The 24,109-nt window shown below is 70.2% G+C and carries 18 protein-coding genes and 1 tRNA gene; 14 read left to right on the plus strand and 5 right to left on the minus strand.

Translation table 11 applies throughout. The features are described 5' to 3' along the window. Window positions 1–72: 72 nt before the first annotated feature. On the minus strand, window positions 73–1,146 hold the full coding sequence (locus tag LUU90_RS15890; protein WP_275004506.1) for an adenosine deaminase: 1,074 nt from the start codon (window positions 1,144–1,146) through the stop codon (window positions 73–75). Between the two features lie 174 nt (window positions 1,147–1,320). Between LUU90_RS15890 and LUU90_RS15895 the strand changes: the two genes are divergently transcribed. Then, a complete protein-coding gene (locus tag LUU90_RS15895; protein ID WP_275004508.1) occupies window positions 1,321–3,324 on the plus strand; it encodes a serine/threonine-protein kinase in 2,004 nt (667 codons plus the stop codon). A gap of 63 nt (window positions 3,325–3,387) precedes the next feature. Here the strand turns inward: LUU90_RS15895 and LUU90_RS15900 are convergent, their stop codons facing one another. Genes LUU90_RS15900 through LUU90_RS15915 form a run of 4 tightly spaced genes read right to left on the minus strand, consistent with a single transcriptional unit; the run spans window position 3,388 to window position 7,091 of the window. After that, complete coding sequence (locus LUU90_RS15900; protein WP_275004509.1) at window positions 3,388–3,999, minus strand: response regulator; 612 nt, start codon at window positions 3,997–3,999, stop codon at window positions 3,388–3,390. Continuing rightward, window positions 3,996–5,291: a sensor histidine kinase gene (locus LUU90_RS15905; RefSeq protein ID WP_275004510.1), complete on the minus strand. Its 1,296-nt coding sequence runs from the start codon at window positions 5,289–5,291 to the stop codon at window positions 3,996–3,998. The genes LUU90_RS15900 and LUU90_RS15905 overlap by 4 nt, the downstream gene beginning before the upstream one ends. Continuing rightward, on the minus strand, window positions 5,281–6,171 hold the full coding sequence (locus tag LUU90_RS15910) for an ABC transporter permease (protein ID WP_275004511.1): 891 nt from the start codon (window positions 6,169–6,171) through the stop codon (window positions 5,281–5,283). Before LUU90_RS15910 ends, LUU90_RS15905 begins: the two co-directional genes overlap by 11 nt. Further along, window positions 6,171–7,091, minus strand: coding sequence for an ABC transporter ATP-binding protein (locus LUU90_RS15915; protein ID WP_275004512.1), 921 nt, complete (start codon window positions 7,089–7,091; stop codon window positions 6,171–6,173). Before LUU90_RS15915 ends, LUU90_RS15910 begins: the two co-directional genes overlap by 1 nt. Before the next feature lie 242 nt (window positions 7,092–7,333). Here LUU90_RS15915 and LUU90_RS15920 point away from each other — a divergent pair. The 13 genes from LUU90_RS15920 to rpoB all read left to right on the plus strand — a co-directional run bounded on the left by LUU90_RS15920 (window position 7,334) and on the right by rpoB (window position 24,041). Further along, window positions 7,334–7,409 (plus strand) — tRNA-Trp (locus LUU90_RS15920). Between the two features lie 101 nt (window positions 7,410–7,510). Beyond that, a complete protein-coding gene (secE, locus tag LUU90_RS15925) occupies window positions 7,511–7,756 on the plus strand; it encodes a preprotein translocase subunit SecE (RefSeq protein WP_275004514.1) in 246 nt (81 codons plus the stop codon). Window positions 7,757–8,003: 247 nt separating this feature from the next. After that, window positions 8,004–8,840 (plus strand): transcription termination/antitermination protein NusG, encoded by an 837-nt coding sequence (nusG, locus tag LUU90_RS15930; protein ID WP_275004516.1) that lies wholly within the window; start codon window positions 8,004–8,006, stop codon window positions 8,838–8,840. Window positions 8,841–8,912: 72 nt separating this feature from the next. Continuing rightward, the gene (gene rplK, locus LUU90_RS15935; RefSeq protein ID WP_275004517.1) at window positions 8,913–9,344 is read left to right on the plus strand and encodes a 50S ribosomal protein L11; all 432 of its coding nucleotides are present in this window, start codon (window positions 8,913–8,915) and stop codon (window positions 9,342–9,344) included. 154 nt (window positions 9,345–9,498) lie between these two features. Then, window positions 9,499–10,215, plus strand: coding sequence for a 50S ribosomal protein L1 (gene rplA / locus LUU90_RS15940; protein ID WP_275004518.1), 717 nt, complete (start codon window positions 9,499–9,501; stop codon window positions 10,213–10,215). 276 nt (window positions 10,216–10,491) lie between these two features. Further along, window positions 10,492–11,124, plus strand: coding sequence for an RNA polymerase sigma factor (locus LUU90_RS15945; RefSeq protein ID WP_275004519.1), 633 nt, complete (start codon window positions 10,492–10,494; stop codon window positions 11,122–11,124). Continuing rightward, the gene (locus LUU90_RS15950) at window positions 11,115–11,675 is read left to right on the plus strand and encodes a carboxypeptidase-like regulatory domain-containing protein (RefSeq protein WP_275004520.1); all 561 of its coding nucleotides are present in this window, start codon (window positions 11,115–11,117) and stop codon (window positions 11,673–11,675) included. Before LUU90_RS15945 ends, LUU90_RS15950 begins: the two co-directional genes overlap by 10 nt. Window positions 11,676–11,771: 96 nt before the next feature. After that, entirely contained in the window at window positions 11,772–13,316 is a 1,545-nt protein-coding gene (locus tag LUU90_RS15955; RefSeq protein ID WP_275004521.1) for a S8 family peptidase, read from the plus strand. A gap of 42 nt (window positions 13,317–13,358) precedes the next feature. Continuing rightward, window positions 13,359–15,956 carry a CHAT domain-containing protein gene (locus tag LUU90_RS15960; protein WP_275004522.1) on the plus strand — a complete coding sequence of 866 codons (2,598 nt, stop codon included), beginning with the start codon at window positions 13,359–13,361 and terminating at the stop codon, window positions 15,954–15,956. A gap of 156 nt (window positions 15,957–16,112) precedes the next feature. Next, the gene (locus LUU90_RS15965) at window positions 16,113–18,710 is read left to right on the plus strand and encodes a CHAT domain-containing protein (RefSeq protein WP_275004524.1); all 2,598 of its coding nucleotides are present in this window, start codon (window positions 16,113–16,115) and stop codon (window positions 18,708–18,710) included. A 422-nt stretch (window positions 18,711–19,132) separates the two neighbouring features. Then, window positions 19,133–19,663, plus strand: coding sequence for a 50S ribosomal protein L10 (gene rplJ / locus LUU90_RS15970; RefSeq protein WP_275004525.1), 531 nt, complete (start codon window positions 19,133–19,135; stop codon window positions 19,661–19,663). Window positions 19,664–19,747: 84 nt separating this feature from the next. Continuing rightward, window positions 19,748–20,134, plus strand: a complete 387-nt coding sequence (gene rplL / locus LUU90_RS15975; protein WP_182620554.1) for a 50S ribosomal protein L7/L12 — start codon at window positions 19,748–19,750, stop codon at window positions 20,132–20,134. Between the two features lie 394 nt (window positions 20,135–20,528). Beyond that, the gene (gene rpoB / locus LUU90_RS15980) at window positions 20,529–24,041 is read left to right on the plus strand and encodes a DNA-directed RNA polymerase subunit beta (RefSeq protein ID WP_275004527.1); all 3,513 of its coding nucleotides are present in this window, start codon (window positions 20,529–20,531) and stop codon (window positions 24,039–24,041) included. The last annotated feature ends 68 nt before the right edge of the window (window positions 24,042–24,109 follow it).

The following is a 24,109-nucleotide window of genomic DNA, read 5'->3' on the forward strand; positions in this document are numbered from 1 at the left end:
GTCGTCCCCTCGCGAGTGTCCTTCATCTCTGACTGACCTGCGGGCGGTCAGTACGGTTGGGCCGGTTGATCGTCACCCAATCGTGACTGTACCGCCCGGGTGGAGGGCATCCAGCCTGTCGTCAGGGTCCGGCGAGAGCAGCCACGCGTCGACCTCGGCGAGGAGACGGGCCTTCGTGCCCGACGACGCCCGGCTCGCCCGGATGGACGACGCCGCCAGCGCGGCGAGCTCGCGGTCCGTGAAGCCGTGTGCGCTCCGTGCCATCTCGTACTGGTCGACGAGCCGCGTGCCGAACAGCAGGGGGTCGTCGGCGCCGAGCGCGACCAGGGCACCGGCGTCCACCAGGGTGCGCAGGGGGACCTCGCTCGCCTCGCCGTACACGCCGAGACCGATGTTCGAGCCGGGATTCACCTCCAGGGCGACACCGCGCTCCACGATGTCCGCGAGGACACGCTCGTCCTCGGCGGCGCGCACGCCGTGCCCGAGCCGGTCGGGGACGAGTTCCCGCATGACCTCGCTGATGTGGTCGGGGCCCAGCAGCTCGCCGCCGTGCGGCACCGCCGCCAGGCCGGCGCGGCGGGCGATGTCGAACGCGTGCCCGAACTGGGACGTGTCCCCGCGGCGCTCGTCGTTCGACAGCCCGAACCCCACCACCTCGCCCACGCCGTCGCCCGCGTACCGGGCGGCGAGCCGGGCGAGCGTGCGCGCGTCGAGCGGGTGCCGCATGCGCGACGCCGCGATGATCACTCCCACCTCGACCCCGTGGGCCGCGCTCGCGGTCTTGGCTGCGTCGATGACGATCTCGACGGCCGGGGTGATGCCGCCGACGAACGGGGCGTAGGAGGTCGGGTCGACCTGGATCTCCAGGCGGCCGGAGCCTTCGGCGGCGTCGTCGGCCGCGGCCTCGTCGACCAGGCGGCGCATGTCGGCCTCCGAGCGCACGCACGCGCGAGCGGCGTCGTACAGGCGCTGGAACCGGAACCAGCCCCGCTCGGTGGCGGGCAGGCGCAGGGGGTCGTTGTCGATGAGCGCCTCGGGCAGGCGCACGTTGTACGCGGCTGCCATGTCGACGAGGGTCGGCACCCGCATGGATCCGGTGAAGTGGAGGTGGAGGTGCGCCTTGGGAAGGAGTGCGAGGTCGCGCATCTGCGTAGTCTGGCAAAGCGCTGGTCCGACGGCAGCCGCGGTCGTGATACTCCGCACTACTCACACATCCCGACGTCCAGCTTTGGTGCGTGCGCGCTCCGCTACGTATCCTGAGAAGAACATGCCCCAGATAGCCGAAATGACTTATTTGCAACCACGGACACCGGTGAACCAGTGAACGACGAGACCACGAGCGAGGACAACGCGACAGACGTTCCGGTGCACGCCGTCCTCGGTGGCAGGTACGAGCTCGTCGACGTCCTGGGCACTGGGGCAACGTTCACCGTCTACGAGGCGCAGCGGATCGCGACCCCTCCGGTTCCGGAGCCCCCGGCGAGCGTCGACGGCGACACGGAGACCGCCGACGAGACCGCCGACGGGGCAGGCACGGACGAGGCCGACGCGAGCACGAGCGACGAGTCCGCGTCCGGCGAGAAGTCCGACGGCGATGACTCCGGCGCCGATGACTCCGACGACAAGGCGGCCGACGGCGACACGAGTGCCGCCGCGGACAACGACGCGGGTTCCGGCACGACGACGGACGCCGGTACGGACGCCGGTGCCGGGTCCGACGTCGACCCCGACGCGACGGCGGAGATCGCCGCACCCGAGGAGTCGGACGAGCCCGACCCCCTCGACCAGCCGCTGGTCGTCAAGGTGCTGCACCCCCACCTGGTCGACGACCAGAACGCCCGCGACTCCCTCCGCCGTGAGGTCGAGGCGTCGGCGCTGGTGGACCACCCGGGTGTCGTGAAGGTGCTGGACTCCGGCGAGGAGGACGTCGCAGGGGCGAACGTCCCCTGGACGGTCATGAACCGCATGCCCGGCATGTCGCTGTCCGACTTCGCGGGGGACCACGGCCTGCCCTGGCGCGACGCGCTGGTGATCATCGACGGGCTGCTGGAGGCGCTCGGGGCCGTGCACGCCGCGGGCCTGGTGCACCGCGACGTCGCACCGCGCAACGTGATGGTCGACAAGCAGGCCGACGGCACGTTCGCCGTCGGGCTGCTGGACCTCGGGCTCACGCGACCCGCCGGCGGCGACGGCGACGGTGCGACCGTGGCCGGTTCGGTCATCGGGATGTCGCCCGAGCAGGCGCGCGGCAAGCCTCTCGACGCACGCAGCGACATCTATGCGGTCGGCGCGCTCGCGTACTACACGCTGACCGGGCACGCGCCGTACGAGCGGGCGCAGGCGGAGGACGTGCTGCGGGCGCACGTCAACGCGCCGGTGCCGGCGGCCTCGGCGCGCCGCGCGGCGGTCCCGGCGTCCGTGGACCGCCTCGTCTCGCGCGCGATGGCGAAGGACCCGGGCCGGCGGTTCCCCACGGCCGAGGCGATGCGCGCGACCGTGACGATCCTGCTCGGCGGCCCTGCCGGCCGGCTGGGCACCAGCGGCGAGACGATGCAGCTCGGTGTGGGCGCCGGTGGCACCGAGGTGATCGACCCGGTCGCCGGTGCGGGTGCCGGCTCGGGCACGATGAAGCTGGGCCAGGTCTCCGAGGGCAACGACCGCACCATGATGGTCGGAGCGGTGGGTGCCGCGGCAGTCGGTGCCGGCGTCGCGGGGGCGGCCGCCGCGGCCGCCGACGACGACGCGGCCGGCACGGAGCCGGTCACCGCTCCCGTACCGCCCCCTGTCGGTCCCCCGCCGATCGGGCCCTCCCCGGTGGAGGCGCCCGAGGAGGAGCGCAAGTGGTGGCACGCCCTGACGACCGGCCGCGGCCGCGTGGTCACGATCGTCGTGTTCGCGCTGCTCGTGTTCGGCGGCGCGGGCCTGGTGATCGCGAACCTCGTCAACGACCAGGGAACGCCGGTGGTCACGCCGACGGACAGCCCGTCGACGCGGGAACCCTCCCGTACGCCTTCGTCCTCGCCCACCCCGAGCGAGACCGAAGAGTACGTGCCGCCGCCGGAGCCCGAGTTCACGCCGTCACCCACGCCGACGCCGACACCCACGCCGACGCCGACGCCCAAACCGACGCCCACCCCGACGCCCACCCCGACGCCGACGCCCACCCCGACGCCCACGGACGAGCCGACCGACGAGCCGACCGACGAGCCCACGGACGAGCCCACGGACGAGCCGACCGGTGAGCCGGTCGAGCCGACGGGCGAGCCGACCGGAGGGGAAGCGGGCGGCGACCCGTCGGCGGGCCCTGCGGCGGGAGGCCGTTAGGCCGCTGCCGGACGGCGCCGGACCTCAGGAGGGACGCCCGAGAGAGGCGCCCGACCAGGAGGGTCAGGCGATCCAGCCGCGCTCCCGGGCCACGGTCACGGCCGCCGTCCGGTCGGTGACGCCCAGCTTGGCGAACGCCCGGATGAGGTGCGTCTTGACCGTCGCCTCCGTGATGGACAGCTCCCGCCCGACCTCCGCGTTCGACCGGCCGAGCGCCACGAGCCCGAGCACCTCGGCCTCCCGGGCGGACGGACGCTCCGCGGCGGTGCGTACCGAGCTGACCAGCCGGGTCGCCACGCTCGGGGCCAGCACCGTCTCGCCGCGGGCCGCTGCCCGGACACCTGCGACCAGCGCGGCGCGGGGAGTGTCCTTGAGCAGGTATCCCGTCGCGCCGGCCTCGACGGCGCGCAGGATGTCGGCGTCGGTGTCGTAGGTCGTCAGCACCACCACCCGAGGCCCGGTACCCACGATGCCGGCGGTCGCCGCCACGCCGTCGAGCACCGGCATCCGCAGATCCATCAGCACGACGTCGGGCCGCAGCGACGCGGCCAGCGCCACGGCCTCCTGCCCGTCGGCGGCCTCGCCCACCACCTCGAGGTCGTCCTCCACGGTGAGCATGCCGGCAAGCCCCGACCGCACGACCGGATGGTCGTCCACCACCAGCACCCGGATCATCCGGCGACCTCCTGAGTTCCGTCGTGGGCCGCGGGCGCTCCGGCCTGCCCGCCGGCCTGCCCGCCGGCCTGCCCGTCGACCTGTCCGTCGACCGGCACCCGGGCGCACAGGGTGGTGCCGCCGTCGGCCCCCGGACCGACCACCAGCGTGCCACCTGCCGACCGCACCCGGTCCCGCATCCCCGCCAGCCCGAAGCCGTACGAGGCGTCCGCGCCGAGCCCGCGACCGTCGTCGGACACCGTGAGTGCCACCTCGCCCTCCGCCTGCCCCAGCCGCACGACGACGGACCGCGCCTGCGCATGCCGCCGCACGTTCGCGAACGCCTCCTGGGCGGCCCGCAGCAGCACCACCTCCACCGTCGGCGACAACGCGCCGACCTGGTCCGTCTCGACGGTCATCGCGAGGCCGGTCTCCTCCGCGAACCGGCTCCCGAGCCGGCCCAGCGCCTGGGGGAGCGAGGCGTCCTGCAGCGCGACCGGCGCGAACGCCGCCACCAGGGCGCGGGCCTCGGCGAGGTTGTCGCGTGCGGTCTCCTCGACGACGTGCAGGCGCTCGCGCACGGCGGCGTCGTCCCCGACGTCGAGGGCCGCCGTCGCGGCCTGCGACTGCATGACGACGCTCGTGAACCCCTGGGCGAGCGTGTCGTGGATCTCGCGGGCGAGGCGCTCCCGCTCGGCGAGGACCCCGGCCTCATGGTTGGTCGTCGCGAGCTGGGCCTGTGCGGCCTGCAGCTCGACCAGGAGGCGTGCATGCTCCGCGGCGCGTCTCATCGCGAGGTGGAACCAGAGCCCCAGCCCGATCGCGAACACCAGGGTCGCCGCCATCTGCGGCGCCACCTCACGCATCACCTCCGGGGCGAAGTCGTACCCCGACGCCACCGCGACGGACACGACCACACCGAGCACCACGCAGCCGATCACCCCCTGCCGGATCGACTCCAGCAGCATCCACACCTGGCCGAACGCGATGAACAGCAGGAACTGCGCCACGTTGCCCTGCGCGACGGCCACCCCCGTACCCACGACGAGCACCACCAGGTACGCCAGGGCTCGCCGCTGGTCGCGGCTCCGCGCCGCCTTCGCACCCCACAGCACGTACGCGACGACCATCGCACCCAGCGCCGCGTATGCGATCGCGAGCTGCGAGCCCCGCATCCCCTCCAGCGCGAGGGCCACGGCGGTCAGGCCGACGATCACGCCGAACGCCGCGTCCCACCACCGCACCTGCTCGTCCCACCCCGCGTACACGCGGCTGATGGCGTGCTCGTCGGTCGTGGCCTCCTCAGCCGTCATCGTGGCGCCGCCACCGGAACGTCCGAGCACCGACCACGAGCGCGACAACCAGCCATGCCGCCAGTACAGCAGCCGTCGCCCCGTGCTGCCAGGACCCGGCCGGCTCGGCGGCAGCGAAAGCGTCCGGAAGGAACACGGAACGCATCCCCTGCGCGATCCACTTGAGCGGGAACAGCGAGGACAGGTCGAGCATCCAGCCCGGGAGCTCCGTCACCGGGAAGAACACACCGGACGTGAACTGCAGCACCAGGACCGGCGTGACCACCACGGCGCTCGCGGACCGGCCGGAGCGCGGCACCGACGAGTACGCGACACCGCACACCGCGCCGGCCGCCGTGCCGAGCACGAACACCCACGCGAAGGTGACCCAGTGGCCGACATCGTCGGGCAGCGGGACGTCGAAGACGAGCGCGGCGACCGCGAGCAGCAGCGCGGTCTGCGCCAGCACGGTGACCAGCGACAGGAACACCTTGCCCAGGAAGTACGACGTCGCCGGCAGTGGCGTGGCCCGGAGGCGCTTCAGCGTCCCGTCGTCGCGCTCGACCGCGATCGACAGGGCGAGCGTCTGGTAGGTGGAGAGCATGATGCCCGTCGCCACCATGCCGGGCAGGAAGTACTGCGCGAAGCTGACCGGTACGCCGTTCGCGACGATCGGGTCGTCGTCGCCGAACACCGACGAGAAGATCGCGAGCATGAGGATCGGGTAGGCGAACCCGAAGACGACCGAGTCCCGCTCGCGGACGAACTGCAGCAGCTCGACGCCACCACGCACCAGTCCCAGGCGGAGTGTGCCGGGCAGCCGCTGGGCGCCGGTCGACCGCCCGTCGAGACCTGCCCGTCGGTCGAGCTTGTCGAGCGCTGTTTCCTTCGTCGTGCTCATCACGCCGCCTTTCTGGTGCTGTCGTCGACGCCGTCGACGTCGGTGGTGGAGGTCTCGCCGATCAGGGAGAGGTACACGTCCTCGAGCGTCGGGCGGGTCACGGACAGGCCGGGCACCTCGCCGTCCGGCCCGGCGCTCGCGATCAGCCGCGCGACGGCGGCGGTGGGCCGGTCCGTCCGCTCGGTGCGCCGGACGCCGCCGTCGTCCCACCCGACCACCGGGGTACGGGCCTCGCGGCCGCCCAGGGTCTCGGGCGTGCTCGACGCGACCACCACGCCGTCGCGCACGACGACCACCCGGTCGGCCAGCTGGGCCGCCTCGTCCAGGTAGTGGGTGGTCAGCAGGATCGTGGTGCCGTCGTCGCGCAGCGCGGTCACGAGGTCCCAGAAGGACCGGCGGGCCTGCGGGTCGAACCCGGTGGTGGGTTCGTCCAGGAACAGCAGCTCGGGCCTGCCGACGATCCCGAGCGCCACGTCGAGCCGTCGCCGCTGCCCGCCGGACAGCCCGCGGGTCCGTGCCTTCGCCTTCTCCGCGAGCCCGACGGCCGCGATGACCTCCGCGGGGTCGCGAGCGTCGGGGTAGGACGCTGCTGCGGCCCGCACCTTCTCGAGGACCGTGAGCTCGCTCATGTCCCGGGAGTCCTGCATGACGACGCCGATGCGCGCCCGCCAGTCGCGGCCGGCGTGCCGGGGGTCCTCGCCGAGCACCGCGACCTCGCCGTCGTCCCGGTCGCGGAAGCCCTCGAGGATCTCGACGGTGGTGGTCTTGCCCGCTCCGTTGGGGCCGAGCACGGCCACGATCTCGCCGTGGGCGACGTCGAGGTCAAGACCTGCGACGGCGTTCTTGAAACCGGCGCGCGTACTGCCGTACCGCTTGCGGAGGCCGCGTACTCGAACGGCCAGGGGATCGGATGTCTGCATGCGTCGAGCATGCTCCTGTCGAGGTGCGCGGCGGGACGCCCGTTCGGCTGCACCTGCTGTCCACCGTTCGATGGACAGCGCTCACCGCCCGGGCCTGCCGGGACTGCGCCGGGGTCGCCCGGAACGAGTTCGACCTACAGCGCTGGGTACCGTACAGTTGTGCCTCGGTGATCGATCCTCGCCCAATGTTGCGCGCCTCTCCAAGGGCTCGTGTCAACACGTGACGAGGCATCGAAACACAAAGGGTAGTGGCGCAATTGGTAGCGCAGCGGTCTCCAAAACCGCAGGTTGCAGGTTCGAGTCCTGTCTACCCTGCCAGCGTGAACCCCAGCGGGGCCGCGCGCAGCGGGCCCACGTGAGTGGACCTGGAATGCCAGTCCGCGCCGACCGGCGCGCCGGGCCACAGGAGTGGGGTAGCAGTGAGCGACACCGAGGTGATCCAGAGCGCCGCGGAGCGTCCGAACAAGGGCGGCGGCAACATCTTCGCCCGAATCGCGCTCTTCGTGCGCCAAGTGGTGGCCGAGCTCAAGAAGGTCGTCTCGCCGACGCGTTCCGAGCTCATGACGTACACGACCGTGGTGCTGGTCTTCCTGGTCGTCGTCATGTTCTTCGTGGTGGTGCTGGACTACGGGTTCGGCATGCTCGCCGGCTGGGTCTTCGCCTGATTCGGCTCTTCCGCGACAGCACGTCGACGCAGCCGTAGACGGCCCCGACCACGGTCGGCGTCGGTCCGGGTGCGCCGGACAAGCAGATGGGGCACGCTGCGCAGTACTTCGCTGTGATCGTTCTCGCCTGTTGCTGATTGTCCCTTCGCGGCACTTTCGCGCGACAATGGGCGAACACAGCTCGTAGAGGTACGCACACCCGTGCCGGGCGCAGCCCCGGCGCACGAAGAGAAAGCAGGTTCGTTTCGTGTCCCAGGACTCTCTGGACCAGACGGAGAACGTCTCGCCGTCCGACGGTGACGAGGCCGCCGTTGACGCGCCCCTGGACGCCGAGAACGTTGACGTGCCTGCGGACGCCGAGACTCCGGTCGACACCGACACCGACGCCGAGACCACGGACGAGAGCGAGGTCGAGGGCGAAGCCACCGACGAGCGCACCGTCGACGCCGACGGCGACGTCATCGTGGACGAGGTCGAGGAGTTCAAGCGAACCCTCCGCAGCCAGCCCGGTGACTGGTACGTCATCCACTCGTACGCCGGCTACGAGAAGCGCGTGAAGACCAACCTCGAGAACCGCATCCAGAGCCTGAACATGGAGGACTACATCTTCCAGGTCGAGGTTCCGATGGAAGAGGTCGCCGAGATCAAGAACGCGCAGAAGAAGATCGTGAGCCGGGTGCGTATCCCCGGCTACGTCCTCGTGCGCATGGACCTGACCGACGAGTCGTGGGGCGCCGTGCGGCACACGCCGGGCGTCACGGGCTTCGTCGGGCACACGCACCAGCCGGTGCCGCTGAGCCTCGACGAGATCTTCTCGATGCTCGCGCCGTCGATGCTGCCGCAGCCCTCGCAGGGCGGCCAGCCTGCCGCCGCCGGTGGCGGCGCGACGACCGGTGGCAAGGCCCCGGTCCACGTGGACTTCGAGGTCGGCGAGTCGGTGACCGTGACCGACGGTCCGTTCGACACGCTGCCCGCCTCGATCTCCGAGATCAACGTCGAGGCCCAGAAGCTCAAGGTCCTCGTTTCCATCTTCGGCCGGGAGACCCCGGTCGAGCTGGGGTTCAACCAGGTCGCCAAGATCTGAGCAGTCGGCCCCAGCATTGCAACCGGGTCATCGCCCACGGCGTCGGCCCAACCGAACAGAAGGTAGACAAGCATGCCCCCGAAGAAGAAGGTCTCCGGCCTCATCAAGCTGCAGATCCAGGCCGGCGCAGCGACGCCGGCTCCGCCGATCGGCCCCGCACTGGGTCAGCACGGCGTGAACATCATGGAGTTCTGCAAGGCGTACAACGCGGCGACCGAGTCGCAGCGCGGCAACGTCATCCCGGTCGAGATCACGGTGTACGAGGACCGCTCGTTCACCTTCATCACGAAGACCCCGCCGGCCGCCGAGCTGATCAAGAAGGCCGCCGGCGTGCCCAAGGGCTCCGCGACGCCGCACACGGTCAAGGTCGCGTCGATCACCAAGGACCAGGTCCGCGAGATCGCCACGACCAAGCTGCCGGACCTCAACGCGAACGACCTCGAGGCCGCTTCGCTCATCATCGCGGGCACCGCCCGCTCCATGGGCATCACCGTCTCGGAGTGATCCCGTTGTCGTGAGCGCGATCGTTGCGCCTGTACCGGGCGCGAGAGATCGCGCTCACGACGAAGCCCGACAGGGCAAGGTGACCGGCGGACGTCGTCGGGCACCAGCAGTGGCAGGGCCAACGGGCCCGCTACGACCACAAGGAGAGAGAAACATGGCAAAGCGCAGCAAGGCGTACCTCGCCGCCGCAGAGAAGATCGACAGCGACACGCTCTACGCGCCGCTGGACGCGATTCGTCTCGCCAAGGAGACCGCCACCGTCAAGTACGACGCGACCGTCGAGGTCGCGTTCCGGCTGAGCGTCGACCCGCGCAAGGCGGACCAGATGGTCCGCGGCACGGTCAACCTGCCGAACGGCACGGGTAAGACCGCCAAGGTCATCGTGTTCGCCAACGCCGCCAAGGCGGAGGAGGCCCGCGCGGCCGGTGCCGACGAGGTCGGTGGCGACGAGCTGATCGAGAAGGTGGCCGCCGGCTACACCGACTTCGACGCGGCAGTCGCCACGCCGGACCTCATGGGCAAGGTCGGTCGCCTCGGTAAGGTGCTGGGCCCCCGCGGTCTTATGCCGAACCCGAAGACCGGCACCGTGACGATGGACGTGACCAAGGCTGTCACCGACATCAAGGGCGGCAAGATCGAGTTCCGCGTCGACAAGCACGCGAACCTGCACTTCATCATCGGCAAGGCCTCCTTCTCGGAGGTCCAGCTGCTGGAGAACTACGCGGCCGCGCTCGACGAGGTTCTGCGCCTCAAGCCGTCGTCCTCGAAGGGTCGCTACATCAGCAAGGCGACCATGACCACGACGATGGGCCCCGGCATCCCGCTGGACCAGAGCAAGACCACCAAGCTCCTGGAAGACGTCTCGGCCTGAACCGAGCGCTCCTGAGCGCGAGAAGGCCCGCATCCCGACAAGGGGTGCGGGCCTTTTTGATTTGGGTTCAGCAGTATGTATCGAACCTGGTGTTCGCCCCTCTTGTCTGGTGAGCGGCATCGTGCCGACACGCGTCGAGGAGAGGGGGAGTGCCAGGTGGGCACAGTCTTCTATCTCCCCGGATCTGCAGTGTCGGCCGTAGACTCGGCTGGTCCAAGTGGTCCACGTCCGGTTTCGAACGTGGAAACATCCGCCAGCAGAGAATCCCGTGGTGCAATGACAGGATCAAGGGAGGCCCTGCCCGATGTCGACGGGCCCGGGCTCACGCTCGGCGATCGCGCTGCGATCGCCTTGACCGAGTACCGCGAGGGCAACCACCAGGCACTAGGTGATCTGGTCCGCGAGGCGACGCCGCTGCTCTGGCACACGGTCCGCGCGCAGGGCGTCGATCACGACGCCGCCGAGGACGTGGTGCAGAGCACCTGGGTGGCCCTCGTCCGTCACGCCGACTCGATCGCGGAGCCCAAGGCTGTGCTGAAGTGGCTCCTGGTGACGGCGAAGCGCGCCGCGTGGGAGGTCGTGCGCAAGCACCGTGACGACGAGAAGCGCCGCACCGAGCTCCCGGACGACAGCCCGGAGCACCCGATGGCCCTTCCTGCGAAGGATCCGCTGCCGGACGACGAGGTGCTGCGCGAGGAACGCGACCGCCTCCTGTGGATGTCGCTCCAGAAACTTCCCGGACGCTGCCAAGAGCTGCTGCGTCTGGTTTCGCTCGCCGACCGGCCGGACTACCGGTACATCTCGGCGGCGATCGGAATGCCGATGGGCTCCATCGGCTCAACTCGTGGACGCTGCTTGGCGAAGCTGCGCACCATCCTCGACGAGCAGGGGGACTTCTCGTGGACCTGACGCCGGAACCCAACAAGGACGAAGAGGCCGTGGGGGACCTCTCGTTCGACCCGAAGGGCATGCTCGACGCCGACGACGGGGCTGTGCTGACCCGTCTTGCCCAGCTGGTCGATGCGATGGACCCGGTGCCGAGCGACCTCGTCGAGCGGTCTCTGTTCGCGGTCACCCTGGCCGGCCTGGAGGCCGACCTGATGGAGGCGGTCTACCTCGACGCGCCGCTCGCCGGCGTCCGGGGGGCCGCCGCGGCAGCGCGTGCTGACGACACAGCGCCCGCCGAGGCGAAGACCATCACCTTCACGCACGACTCGCTGACCGTCATGATCAGCCTGTCCCCGTCCGCCGGCGGCCGGGTACGGATCGACGGCTGGGCCGCTCCGGCGGCAGGCCTCGACGTGGAGCTGCACCGACCGGGGGCCGACGTCGTCACGGTCGCCTCCGACGAGGACGGCCGGTTCTCGTTCGACTCCGTCGAACGAGGCCGCGCGAGCCTGGTGGTGCGCCGCACCGATGGCGGTGGCGGTGCCGTGAGCACCCCCGTCATCGAACTTTGAATTTCTGACCTGTTGGATACCTGACCCGGCTGTGGGGGCGCGGCGGGGTGAGCCGAGTGCGCCTATCGATGGAGAGGTACTGCTGTGAGTGAGCCCATGCCCGAGTCCGAGCTGCGCGTCCGAGACCATTTCGGGACGTGGCGCCCGGCGAGGGACCTGGACCCGGCGGAGGTCACGTCGCGTCGTGGCGGTCGCGTGATGCCGACCCAGTATGTTTCCGACCGCCTGATCGTTCGTGGACGGTCTGACGGCGAGGACGCCGTCATGGCCGCAGTTCGTGATCGCGCACAGGCACGCGGCCTGGCCATCGAGGAAGTTGCTTTGCAACTGGCGGCGTCACGGGAGGGGGAGAACCCACTCGACTCCCGGCATGGCGTTGTGTTCCAAGTGGCGGCAGGCGAGGACAGCGTCGGAGACGGGGACGCGTGGGACCTCATGGACGAGGTCGCTGAGGTACTGGCGGAGGACGACCGCTCACGGGTTTCGCTGGACCACCTCGTCGTCGGGCACCAGAAGTGGGAGCCGCACGGGCCTCCTAGCTCGCGTTCACCCGCAAGCTTCCTGGGCCCCGCGCCGCTGCGCGCACACGCGGAAGGCACGACACCTTTCGTCACCGCGGCCGGGGTTGCTCGGCCCGTCGTCGCGGTCCTCGACTCGGGTATTGGCGCGCATCCCTGGTTCGAGGAAGCCGGGAACATCGTGATCCGGGACGCGATGGTGGACGGAGAGCCCCTCGGCACGAGCGCTGAGGACGAGCCACTGTACGACTGCGAGGTACGCGGCCGCCGTCGTGACCGTGCGGACGAGCTTGACACCTACGCAGGGCACGGCACGTTCATCGCGGGCGTCGTGCACCAGGTATGTCCCGACGCTGCAATTCTGCCGGTCCGGGTATTCGGCGGGGACGGGCGGGTCAGCGAGTGGGACCTCGCACGTACGCTTGAGAAGCTTCTCGAGTACCACCTGCGCGGCATTGCTGGGCAGAAGGGATTCCACCCCGTCGATGTCGTCGTGCTGAGCGCCGGGTTCTATGCCGAGCACCCAGAGGACGATGACGACTACGACGGTGTGTTGCGCGGGCGCCTGCGGGATCTGCGCCGTGTGGGTGTTCTGGTCGTGCTCTCAGCCGGTAACGATGGCTCCGCCAGGCCGACCTACCCGGCGGCGTGGGCACCGAAGGTCCACCGTACGGAGGGGAGAGTCGTACCGCGGGATCCTGCGGATGTCCGACCCGACTACACGCCACTGCTGGCGGTGACAGCGATGAATCCGGATGGATCGCTCGCTGACTTCAGCAACGACGGCCCATGGGTGACGGCTGTGCGGAACGGCGTTCGCGTCGTGAGCTCGATGCCTACGACCTTCGACGGCGCGCAGGAGCCGTGGAGGAGCGGCGATGGCCTCCGACAGTCGCTTGATCCCGACAACTTTGTGGGTGGATTCGGCACGTGGAGCGGCACGTCTTTCGCGGCGCCTACACTCGCGGGTGAGCTGGCCAGGGCCGTGCTTGCTGCACGGGTGGCCACCACCGAAGGCGGCAACGGGCCCAGCGACGGTATCTCGGCACGTGTGGCGGCCGCATGGAACGCGGTGGCCGCGGTCGGCGACTTGTACGTGGAGGTGCCAGCCATGGCAGGGTGACCTGCTAGGCGCGCTGTCGCCATGTCGTGTTGGAGGCGCACCGTGGACGCGAGACTGGCAGCACTGGGCGAGCGTTATGAAGCCGCCAGAAGATGGAACGCACAATACGAACCGGCGAAGGCAGCCGAGGAGTTTCGTGCGCTGCTGTCCGACCTTCCAGTCACTGACGTCGTGGATCGCGCAGCGCAGGAGGAACACTCGCGTCTTACGACGCGCTGCTGGCTCGGACTCGCCGTCGCGGAGTTCGGCATCTCAGGGGATCTCGATGCCGCTTCGATGCACATTGAACGAGCTGCGGCCAGTGCGGCATGTGCACCGGACACAGTGAGGTCCAACCTGGTCGGACTGGTCTCAGGGCAGCGCGGGGTGCTACTGCTTCGAGTGGGAAAATTCTCCGAGGCCGCCGAACACATCTCTGACTCGATCAGGTCCCATGCCCCGGACGACCATCGCAGCTTCGCTATCGACCACCTGAACCGAGGCTTTGCGGTGTCGCAGTCGGGCCGGCTTCATGATGCGTTGCGAGACTACGAGGTGGCGCGAGATCGCTCGGCGCTCGCCGGAAGCAGCGTGACCCAGGCATCGGCCTTGCACAATATTGGCTACGTGCGCCACCTTCTCGGTGACCTCCCGGGTGCCTTGACCGCTATGGAAGAGTCGCGCAGCCTCCTCCCGGACGGCGCGCGGGGGATCGAGAACCTGGGTCGCGCGGAGGTGCTCTTCGAGGCGGGGCTGGTCGTGGATGCCGAGACGATGCTCGGTAGGACAGTGCCCGAGCTAGCAGAATCCAGGCTCCGCCCAGAGCGCGCCGAGGCCGAACACTACTGGGCGCGAAGCTTGCTCGCGTTGAAGCGTTTTGACGAGGCGCAGCGTGTGGCTGGTCGGGCTCGCCGGCATTTCGAAGCAGCTGGCCATGCACCCCGCGCAGTGCTGGCGCGCGTGCTAGAACTCGAAGCCGCCCTCGCGCCTGCCCGGCGGGCTGGGCCGATCTCCCGAGGGGCGGCGCGACGCCGAGCGGGCCAGGCGCTCGCCGCCGCTCGTCAGGGCGACGCGGCCGGACCGGTCCTCGGCCAACACCCTGGTCACGCCGCGCGCTTGGTAGCCGCGCAGTGGTTTCTCCTCGCGGGGGACCTCGACTCCGCGCGTGCCACGTTGCAAGAACTGCCGCGTGGCATGTCGAGTGCTCCGTTGACGATGCGGATCCAGCACTACACCGCACACGCGGAGTTGGCATTCGCGGCGGGTAATCGGGCCAAAGGACTCCGTGCGGTCCGGGCAGGCTTGGGCTTGCTTGCGGACCACCGCAGCAGGTTGGGTTCGGTCGAGTCGGTGACGGCCGCCGCAACGCATGGTGTGGACCTGACGCGCATCGATGTAGGAGCGGCCGCTCGCACCGGAAGGGCTTCGGCTCTGTTCGACGCGCTGGAGCGAGGTCGTGCCACGTTTGCTGGCACGGGCCGGGTCACCCCGCCGGATGACCCGGAAGCCGCCGCACTCCTTACCGAAGCGCGGGGTCTGTTGGCCAAGGCTCGTGAGGTAGATGCGGATGGCGCCAAGGAGCGTGAACGCCTTACCCGCCGCGCACATCGGATCCAGAACGAGGTGCGTGAGCGTTCCTGGCGGCATGCGGGCAACGCGGGCGGGGTACAGCGGCCTGTGACAGCCCATGAACTGCGCAGTCTCCTCTCTGAGCGTGGTGACGAGGCCGCGGTCGTGGCCAACTTCCTGGTGCACGACGGCGTCCTGCGCTGCGTTCGAGTGGACGCTCGGGTGGTGACGACCATCGAGTTCGGATCGTCAGAAGACGCAATCGAACGCGTCCGCCGCCTAGGCGCCGACTTCGCCATGGCCGCCAACGACCTCATCCCGGCGCCCCTGCGCGCAGCCGCCAACGCCTCCCTCGCCCGCAACCTCAAGGTCCTCGACGACATCCTGCTCGCGCCCCTTCGCGCCGACGGTGACCTCTACGTCGTAGCCCGGGAGCCCTTGCTCAGCGTCCCCTGGACCGCGCTTCCCTCGCGCAGCGGCCTCCGCACCGCCGTCAACTCGTACGTCGCCCGGGGCCGCACCCACGCCCGCCCCAGCGGCAAACGCCGACTCCTGGCAGCGGCCGGCCCCGGCGTGAAGCACGGCACCGAGGAGGCCCACGCCGTCGGCCGGCAGTGGGCGGGCGCAACGGTGCTGACCGGGGAGCACGCCGTTACCGAGCACGTCCGCACCGCCCTTGCCACGCACGACGTCGTGCACCTCGCCACCCACGGTCAGCACGACGCCGACAACCCGCTCTTCGCGAGCATCGACCTCGCCGACGGCCCGCTGTTCGCCCACGAGCTCGACGGGACACCGCTGCCGGGATCGGTGGTGATCCTGTCGTCGTGCGAGGTCGGCGGTTCCACCCAGGTGCTCGGCGGCGAGGTCCTGGGCCTCACCTCGGTGCTCCTTCGCCTCGGCGCCCGCGCCGTCATCGCGTCGGTCGCCAAGCTCTCCGACGAGCTGGCCGCCCGCGTCATGCCGCGTCTGCACGCCCACCTGCGGGAGTCCGACGATCCGGAGGCTGCGCTCGCGGCAGCCCTCAAGGACGTCGCCGAGCCGGTGCCGCTCGTGTGCTTCAGCTCGGTCGAAGGCCTCGCCACCGCATGACGTTGAACGGGTGAATCCCGATCATCGCCGACACCTTCGCCCGGCCCGAGCTCCTGACCTGCGGCGTCGGAAAGGGCGGTGACATCAGGCCACGCACCCCGCTAGCGTGTCCCGCCTGACGCGCGTGAGGGCGCGGAAAAGGCAACCGGGGGCGACATGTGGCCGGAAATTGAGGCGGAGCTGCTGGCCGCGCGGGAGCTCAACTCCCGTTCGCGGCCGGGTGATGCTCTGCCGCGGTTCCGGCAGGTGCTCGACCGGCTCCGGGTCATGGACCCCACCGCCTTCGAGGCCGCCGACCACGAGCGTTGGACCGAGGGCATGGTCCGTTCGCTGGCGGGCGAGGCAGTTTCCGTCCAGGCCGTCGAAGACACGCTCGACAAGCCGCTGGCGATCCTCGAGGACGCCGATGCCCGCACCGAGACCACTACGCCGGCGGTCCGGGCGCGCCTCGCGGCCGTCATCGAGGGGACGCGCGGACTGCTTCTCCAGCGTGCGGGCCGGCAGCTCGACGCCATGGCCGCCTTCGACAGGGTGCTCGCGGACCCGGCGCAGCTCCCCGCCCGTGACCTCGCGGCGGCGCTGCTCAACCGGGGTGCCACCGCAATCGAGCTGGGCCGGCTCGACTCGGCACTCCGGGACTTCGACGTCTGCCACGACAAGGCGATGCGGGCCGGCTTGTCCGCCGTCGCCTCCCTCGCCCTGCACAACACCGGCTTCGTGCGTTACGCGCTCGGCGACCTGCCGGGGGCGCTGCGGGCCATGGCTGCGGCCCGCGCCGTCGATCCGGAGCGGGACGACGGCCTCCTGGAGATCGGGCGCGGCGCCGTCCTCTACGAGGCCGGGCTGCTGGAGGACGCCGAGCGCGTGCTCACCCAGGCCATCTCGCGCATGACCGGCCCCGGCCGGGCGCCGCACCGCGCCGAGGCCGAGTACTTCCGCGCGCGCTGCCTCATGGCGTTGCACCGATGGGACGAGGGCCGTGCCAGTGCGGCCGTCGCCCGGCGGCACTACGCCGGCGTGGGCCACCCGCAGCGGGCTGCGGTCGCACACGTCGCGGAGCTGGAGGCGATCCTCCTGCCGATCCGGCGTGGCGAGGCGCCAGTACCGGACGACGCGCGCCACCGCGCCGAGCAGGCGCTCCAGGCCGCGGAGGCCGGCGACGAGGTCGACCCGCTCCTCGGTCAGCACCCCGGGCTGGCCGCGCGCTTCGTCGCCGCGCAGTGGTACGTCCTGGCCGACGACGTCGCGGCCGCCCGTGCCGTCCTCGACAACCTCCCGGACCGCGTGGCCGACGCCCCGCTGAGCACCCGGATCCAGCAGCAGACCGTGCTCGCCCAGATCGCGTTCGCGTCGGGGGACCGGGACAAGGGCATCGCCGCCGTGCGCGCGGGACTCAGCCTGCTCGCCGACCACCGCGTGGGCCTCGGCTCGGTGGAGTCCGTGACGGCCGCCGCGGCGCACGGGGTCGACCTCCAGCGGACCGACGTCGAGGCCGCCGTCCGGACGGGCCGACCTGATGCCCTGTTCGAGGCGCTCGAACGCGGCCGCGCCACGTTCGCCGGAGTGGGCGGCGCCGCCGCGCCGGACGACCCCGCCGTGCGTGCGCTCGTCACGGAGGCCCGCGGTCTCGTCGTCCGGGCCCGCACCCTCACGGAGCAGGAGAGCGCCGCCGAGCGTGCGTACCTGTTCGAGCGGTCCGGCAGGCTCCTGGCGACCGCCCGTGAACGCGCATGGCACCGTACGGGCGCCGACGAGGCCGCGGCCGAGGAACGTCCCGCCACCGTCGCGGACGTACGCGCGCTCCTGTCCGCCCGCGACGACGGAGCGGTGGTCGCCAACTTCCTGGTGATCGACGGCGTCCTGCGGTGCGTCCGTCTCGACGCGAACGGCGAGCGAATCGTGGACCTGGGCACCCGGGCCGACGTCGCCGAGCGGGTGCTGCGCGCCCGTGCCGATCTCGGGGTGTGCGCCAACGACCTCGTACCCACCGCCCTGCGCGCCGTCGCCCGGCGCTCCCTGACCCGCAACCTGCGTGCGCTCGACGAGGTCCTCGCCGTACCCCTGGCGGCCGACGGCCCGCTGTACGTCATCGGCCGGGACCCGCTCGTCGGAGTGCCCTGGACCGCGCTCCCGTCCCGCCGGGGCAAGCGCACCACCATGCGCTCCTACGCGGCGCGCGGCCGGGCACACCCGCGGCCGGGGGAGGGACACCGGCTCCTCGCCGCACACGGGCGCGGCGTGACGCTCGGCGCGAGCGAGGTCCGGGCCGTGGGCACGGTGTGGCCGGGCGCAACCGTTCTCACCGGCTCCACCGCCACGACGACGGCGGTGCGCGAGGCCCTCGCCACGCACGACATCGTGCACCTGGCGACCCACGGCAGGCACGACGCCGACAACCCGCTCTTCGCCTCCATCGACCTGGCCGACGGCCCGCTGTTCGCCCACGAGCTCGACGGCATCCGGTTGCCCGGCTCGGTCGTGATCCTGTCGGCATGCGAGGTCGGCGGATCGTCCCAGGTCGTCGGGGGCGAGGTCCTGGGCCTGACGGCCGTCCTCCTGCGGCTCGGCGCCCGCGCCGTCGTCGCCGCGGTCGCCCCGCTGTCCGACGCCGTCGCCGCCCGCGTGATGCCCCGGTTCCACGCCCACCTCCGCGCGACCGACGACCCGGAGGCGGCGCTGGCGGCGGCGCTCGCGGACGAGCCGGATCCGGCCCCCCTGGTCTGCTTCGGCTCCCTGGAGGGCCTGCCCCGCTGATGCCCTGGCCCCGTGGGTGTCGAACGTAGGGGTAGTGGCTGGATGAGCTCTGACGGGGCGAGCAACCCTACGTTCGGTGGCCGGTAGTGCGACGGAGCCTACGTTCGGTGGGGGCGGAGCGCTGCCGCCGTCAGGCCGCGTGTGGCGCGGGCCACCGCCCTCGCGTGTAGCACCACGCGTGTAGCCATGTATGATTCTCAGGTAACCCAAGACCGCCGGTTGTTGGACGCTGCCCTCCTGCAGGGCAGAAGAAGACCGAAGTCCCGCTGAGAGCGGGGGCCTGCGCAGGTGACGAACTCGAGTGCGGCCCTGCCGCGCAAACCGAGCCCCGTGCACCTGCGCCGGGGCTCTTTCTCATTTTCCGGGGCACGCCCGGGGCGTATGCCCCAGGGGACGGTGGTACCACCACCGGAAGGATTGCCATGGCGAGGCCGGACAAGGCAGCCGCAGTCGCAGAGATCGCGGGCAAGTTCCGCGACTCCAACGCGGCCGTGCTGACCGAGTACCGCGGGCTCACCGTCGCGCAGCTCAAGGAGCTGCGTCGGTCGCTCAGCGGCAACGCAACCTACGCCGTGGTGAAGAACACGCTGACGGGGATCGCGGCCAAGGAGGCCGGTGTCGAGGGTCTCGACGCCGACCTGAAGGGCCCGTCCGCCATCGCATTCGTGACCGGTGACCCGGTCGAGGCTGCGAAGGGACTGCGTGACTTCGCCAAGGCGAACCCTGCTCTGGTCATCAAGGGTGGCGTGCTCGACGGCCGCCCGATGTCCACGGCAGAGATCACGAAGCTCGCGGACCTCGAGTCCCGCGAGGTTCTGCTGGCCAAGGTGGCCGGCGGTCTGAAGGCCACGCTGACGCGTGCTGCTTACGCCTTCACCGCCAAGCCCGCCCAGGTCGCTCGCGTTATCGATGCCCTGCGTCAGAAGCAGGAGTCGGAGGGTGCTGCCGCCTGATCAGGCGACAGCGCTAGAACAAAAACCCCCTGCTTCTCGCGGGCCGCACCGGTCCGCGAAGCGCCAACTGAAAGGAACGCCATCATGGCGAAGCTCTCCACCGACGAGCTCCTGTCCGCCTTCGAGGAGCTCACCCTCATCGAGCTCTCCGACTTCGTGAAGGCCTTCGAGGAGAAGTTCGACGTCACCGCTGCCGCTCCGGTCGCAGCCGTCGCCGCGGGCCCCGCGGGTGGCGCGCCGGCCGAGGCCGCTGAGGAGAAGACGGAGTTCGACGTCATCCTCGAGGCTGCTGGCGACAAGAAGATCCAGGTCATCAAGGAGGTGCGCGCGCTCACGTCCCTCGGTCTCAAGGAGGCCAAGGACCTGGTCGACGGCGCACCGAAGCCGGTTCTCGAGGGCGCCGACAAGGACGCCGCCGAGAAGGCGAAGGCCGCCCTGGAGGGCGCCGGCGCCACCGTCACCCTCAAGTGACCTCAGGCTCCACCGCCTTCGGGCTGGTGTGACGGCGGCCCGGGCTCGTCCCGGGCGCCGTCCGCCGACTGCAGAGGCCCGCACCCCTCGGGGTGCGGGCCTCTCGCGTCCGCCCAGGTCAGCCGACGTGCGACCGCGGTGCGGATACGCAACGATTCGAAGGGTATTGCGTTCTCGGCGTGCACGTACTAGGGCGACTGGACATACTTAAGGGAGATAGGTATGCTAGCGCTTTGCGCCCGCGTGTGCCCTCGACGCCTCCCCCTGCTTCCCGAAAGTCCTGGTTGCATCCCCTCTTGTGGGATGCCCTCCGGCGACCGGTGAAGTCCGGCAGAGCTTCCTGCAGCACCGCAGAGCGTACAGCGTTCACCCGAACTGCAGGGAAGGACCCCTCTTGGCTGCCTCGCGCACCCCTTCAGCTCCGTCCGCCGAAGCCATTGCGAACCGTACCGCTTCCCGTCGCGTTTCTTTCGCAAAGATCTATGAGCCACTCGAGGTCCCCGACCTGCTTGGCCTTCAGACCGAGAGCTTCGACTGGCTTCTTGGTAACCCAGCCTGGCAGGCCAGGGTAGAAACTGCCAAGGCGGCTGGCCGTAATGACGTCCCGGAAACTTCGGGCCTCGAGGAGATCTTCGAGGAGATCTCCCCGATCGAGGACTTCGGCTCCTCGATGTCTCTCTCCTTCTCGAACCACCGCTTCGAGCCGCCGAAGTACACGGCGGACGAGTGCAAGGAGAAGGACTTCACCTACGCGGCCCCGCTGTTCGTGACCGCGGAGTTCGTCAACTACACCACCGGTGAGATCAAGAGCCAGACCGTCTTCATGGGCGACTTCCCGCTCATGACGGCGCGCGGCACCTTCATCATCAACGGCACCGAGCGTGTCGTCGTCTCCCAGCTGGTGCGTTCGCCGGGCGTCTACTTCGAGCGCACCCCGGACAAGACCAGCGACAAGGACGTCTTCTCCGCGAAGATCATCCCGTCGCGCGGTGCTTGGCTCGAGTTCGAGATCGACAAGCGCGACGCCGTCGGCGTCCGCGTCGACCGCAAGCGCAAGCAGTCCGTCACGGTGCTGCTCAAGGCTCTCGGCATGAGCGAGGCGGAGATCCGCGAGGAGTTCGCCGAGTTCCCGTCGGTGCTGGACACCCTCGAGAAGGACCACGTCCACACCGAGGACGAGGCTCTTGTGGACCTGTACCGCAAGATCCGCCCGGGTGAGCCGCCGACGGTCGAGGCCGGTCGCGCGCTGCTCGAGAACTTCTACTTCAACCCGAAGCGTTACGACCTCGCGAAGGTCGGCCGCTACAAGGCGAACAAGAAGCTCGGTGTCGACGCACAGCTGGCCGAGTCCACGCTGTCGCTGACCGACGTCGTGGCCACGATCAAGTACCTCGCCGCCCTGCACGCCGACAAGCAGATCCTCTCGGGGATGCGCAACGGCGAGCCTGTCGAGGTGCGCGTCGAGGTCGACGACATCGACCACTTCGGCAACCGCCGTATCCGCGCCGTGGGTGAGCTCATCCAGAACCAGGTGCGCACGGGGCTGTCCCGCATGGAGCGCGTCGTTCGTGAGCGCATGACCACGCAGGACGTCGAGGCCATCACGCCGCAGACGCTGATCAACATCCGTCCGGTCGTCGCGTCGATCCGTGAGTTCTTCGGCACGTCGCAGCTGTCGCAGTTCATGGACCAGAACAACCCCCTGGCCGGGCTGACGCACAAGCGTCGCCTGAACGCGCTGGGCCCGGGTGGTCTGTCCCGTGACCGCGCCGGCATGGAGGTCCGTGACGTCCACCCGTCGCACTACGGCCGCATGTGCCCGATCGAGACCCCTGAGGGTCCGAACATCGGTCTGATCGGTTCGCTCGCGTCGTTCGGTCGCATCAACCCGTTCGGCTTCATCGAGACGCCGTACCGCAAGGTCGAGAACGGCAAGGTCACCGACAACATCGAGTACCTGACGGCCGATGACGAGGACCGCTACATCATCGCGCAGGCGAACACGCCGCTGCTCGAGGACGGCACCTTCGTCCTCGACCGCGTGCTCGTCCGCACCAAGGGTGGCGAGACCAACGACATCCCGGGTGCCGAGGTCGACTACATGGACATCTCGCCGCGCCAGATGGTGTCGGTCGCGACTGCCCTGATCCCGTTCCTCGAGCACGACGACGCCAACCGCGCTCTCATGGGTGCGAACATGCAGCGCCAGGCGGTGCCGCTCGTCCGGTCCGAGGCCCCCGTGGTCGGTACCGGCATGGAGCGCCGTGCGGCGGTCGACGCCGGCGACGTCATCGTGGCGACCAAGCCCGGTGTGGTCACCGAGGTCTCGGCCGACCTGGTGCTCGTGGCGAACGACGACGGCACGACGGGCTCGTACCGCGTGCACAAGTTCGTCCGCTCGAACCAGGGCACGAGCTACAACCAGCGCGTGCTGGTCGACGAGGGTGCGCGGGTCGAGGTCGGCTCCGTGCTCGCTGACGGCCCGGCCACGGACGAGGGCGAGCTCGCGCTCGGCCGCAACCTGCTGGTCGCGTTCATGTCGTGGGAGGGCCACAACTACGAGGACGCGATCATCCTGTCGCAGCGCCTCGTGGAGGACGACGTCCTCTCCTCGATCCACATCGAGGAGCACGAGGTCGACGCTCGCGACACCAAGCTCGGCCCGGAGGAGATCACGCGGGACATCCCGAACGTCTCCGAGGAGGTCCTCGCGGACCTCGACGAGCGCGGCGTGATCCGCATCGGTGCCGAGGTCGGCGCGGGCGACATCCTGGTCGGCAAGGTCACCCCGAAGGGTGAGACCGAGCTGACCCCGGAGGAGCGCCTGCTGCGCGCGATCTTCGGCGAGAAGGCGCGCGAGGTGCGCGACACCTCGCTCAAGGTTCCCCACGGCGAGCAGGGCACGGTCATCGCGGTGCGCGAGTTCAACCGGGAGGACGGCGACGAGCTGCCCGCCGGCGTGAACCAGCTGGTGCGTGTCTACATCGCGCAGCGCCGCAAGATCACGGTCGGCGACAAGCTGGCCGGCCGCCACGGCAACAAGGGCGTCATCTCGAAGATCCTCCCGCAGGAGGACATGCCGTTCCTCGAGGACGGCACGCCTGTCGACGTCATCCTGAACCCGCTGGGTGTGCCGGGCCGAATGAACGTCGGCCAGGTGCTGGAGACCCACCTCGGGTGGATCGCCAAGCAGGGCTGGGACGTCTCGCTGGCGGAGGACAAGGGCGGGGAGTGGCTGCAGAGCCTCCCCGACGTCGCTCACACGAGCGAGCCGGGCCGCCCTGTCGCCACGCCGGTGTTCGACGGTCTGGAGGAGGTCGCGCTGCGCGGTCTCTTCGGGGCGACCCTGCCGAACCGGGACGGCCAGCGCATGGTCAACCAGGACGGCAAGGCGATGCTGTTCGACGGTCGCTCCGGCGAGCCGTTCCCGGAGGCCGTCTCCACCGGCTACATGTACATCCTGAAGCTGCACCACCTGGTCGACGACAAGATCCACGCGCGTTCGACCGGCCCGTACTCGATGATCACGCAGCAGCCGCTGGGTGGTAAGGCGCAGTTCGGTGGTCAGCGGTTCGGTGAGATGGAGGTCTGGGCACTCGAGGCGTACGGCGCCGCGTACACGCTCCAGGAGCTTCTCACCATCAAGTCCGACGACGTCCCGGGCCGTGTCAAGGTCTACGAGGCGATCGTCAAGGGCGAGAACATCCCCGACTCGGGCATCCCGGAGTCCTTCAAGGTCCTCCTCAAGGAGATGCAGTCGCTGTGCCTGAACGTCGAGGTGCTCTCGAGCGACGGTGTCTCCATCGAGATGAAGGAGTCGGACGACGAGGTGTACCGCGCTGCTGAGGAGCTCGGCATCGACCTCTCGAGGCGGCCGAACGCCGCCTCCAGCGTCGACGAGATCTGACACCGGTCCGCGCCCGTACACCGGGCGCGGACCTGGACACCGGGCGCGGACCCGGACACCACGAGGGT

The sequence above is a fragment of the Promicromonospora iranensis genome, assembly GCF_028994775.1.
Classification (GTDB): domain Bacteria; phylum Actinomycetota; class Actinomycetes; order Actinomycetales; family Cellulomonadaceae; genus Promicromonospora; species Promicromonospora iranensis_A.

Coding starts and splice junctions, on each gene's coding strand:
- LUU90_RS15890 (WP_275004506.1), bottom strand. CDS start 1,146: ATGCGCGACCTCGCACTCCTTCCCAAGGCGCACCTCCACCTCCACTTC.
- LUU90_RS15900 (WP_275004509.1), bottom strand. CDS start 3,999: ATGATCCGGGTGCTGGTGGTGGACGACCATCCGGTCGTGCGGTCGGGG.
- LUU90_RS15905 (WP_275004510.1), bottom strand. CDS start 5,291: ATGACGGCTGAGGAGGCCACGACCGACGAGCACGCCATCAGCCGCGTG.
- LUU90_RS15910 (WP_275004511.1), bottom strand. CDS start 6,171: ATGAGCACGACGAAGGAAACAGCGCTCGACAAGCTCGACCGACGGGCA.
- LUU90_RS15915 (WP_275004512.1), bottom strand. CDS start 7,091: ATGCAGACATCCGATCCCCTGGCCGTTCGAGTACGCGGCCTCCGCAAG.
- rplK (WP_275004517.1), top strand. CDS start 8,913: ATGCCCCCGAAGAAGAAGGTCTCCGGCCTCATCAAGCTGCAGATCCAG.
- rplA (WP_275004518.1), top strand. CDS start 9,499: ATGGCAAAGCGCAGCAAGGCGTACCTCGCCGCCGCAGAGAAGATCGAC.
- LUU90_RS15945 (WP_275004519.1), top strand. CDS start 10,492: ATGACAGGATCAAGGGAGGCCCTGCCCGATGTCGACGGGCCCGGGCTC.
- LUU90_RS15955 (WP_275004521.1), top strand. CDS start 11,772: ATGCCCGAGTCCGAGCTGCGCGTCCGAGACCATTTCGGGACGTGGCGC.
- LUU90_RS15965 (WP_275004524.1), top strand. CDS start 16,113: ATGTGGCCGGAAATTGAGGCGGAGCTGCTGGCCGCGCGGGAGCTCAAC.
- rplJ (WP_275004525.1), top strand. CDS start 19,133: ATGGCGAGGCCGGACAAGGCAGCCGCAGTCGCAGAGATCGCGGGCAAG.
- rplL (WP_182620554.1), top strand. CDS start 19,748: ATGGCGAAGCTCTCCACCGACGAGCTCCTGTCCGCCTTCGAGGAGCTC.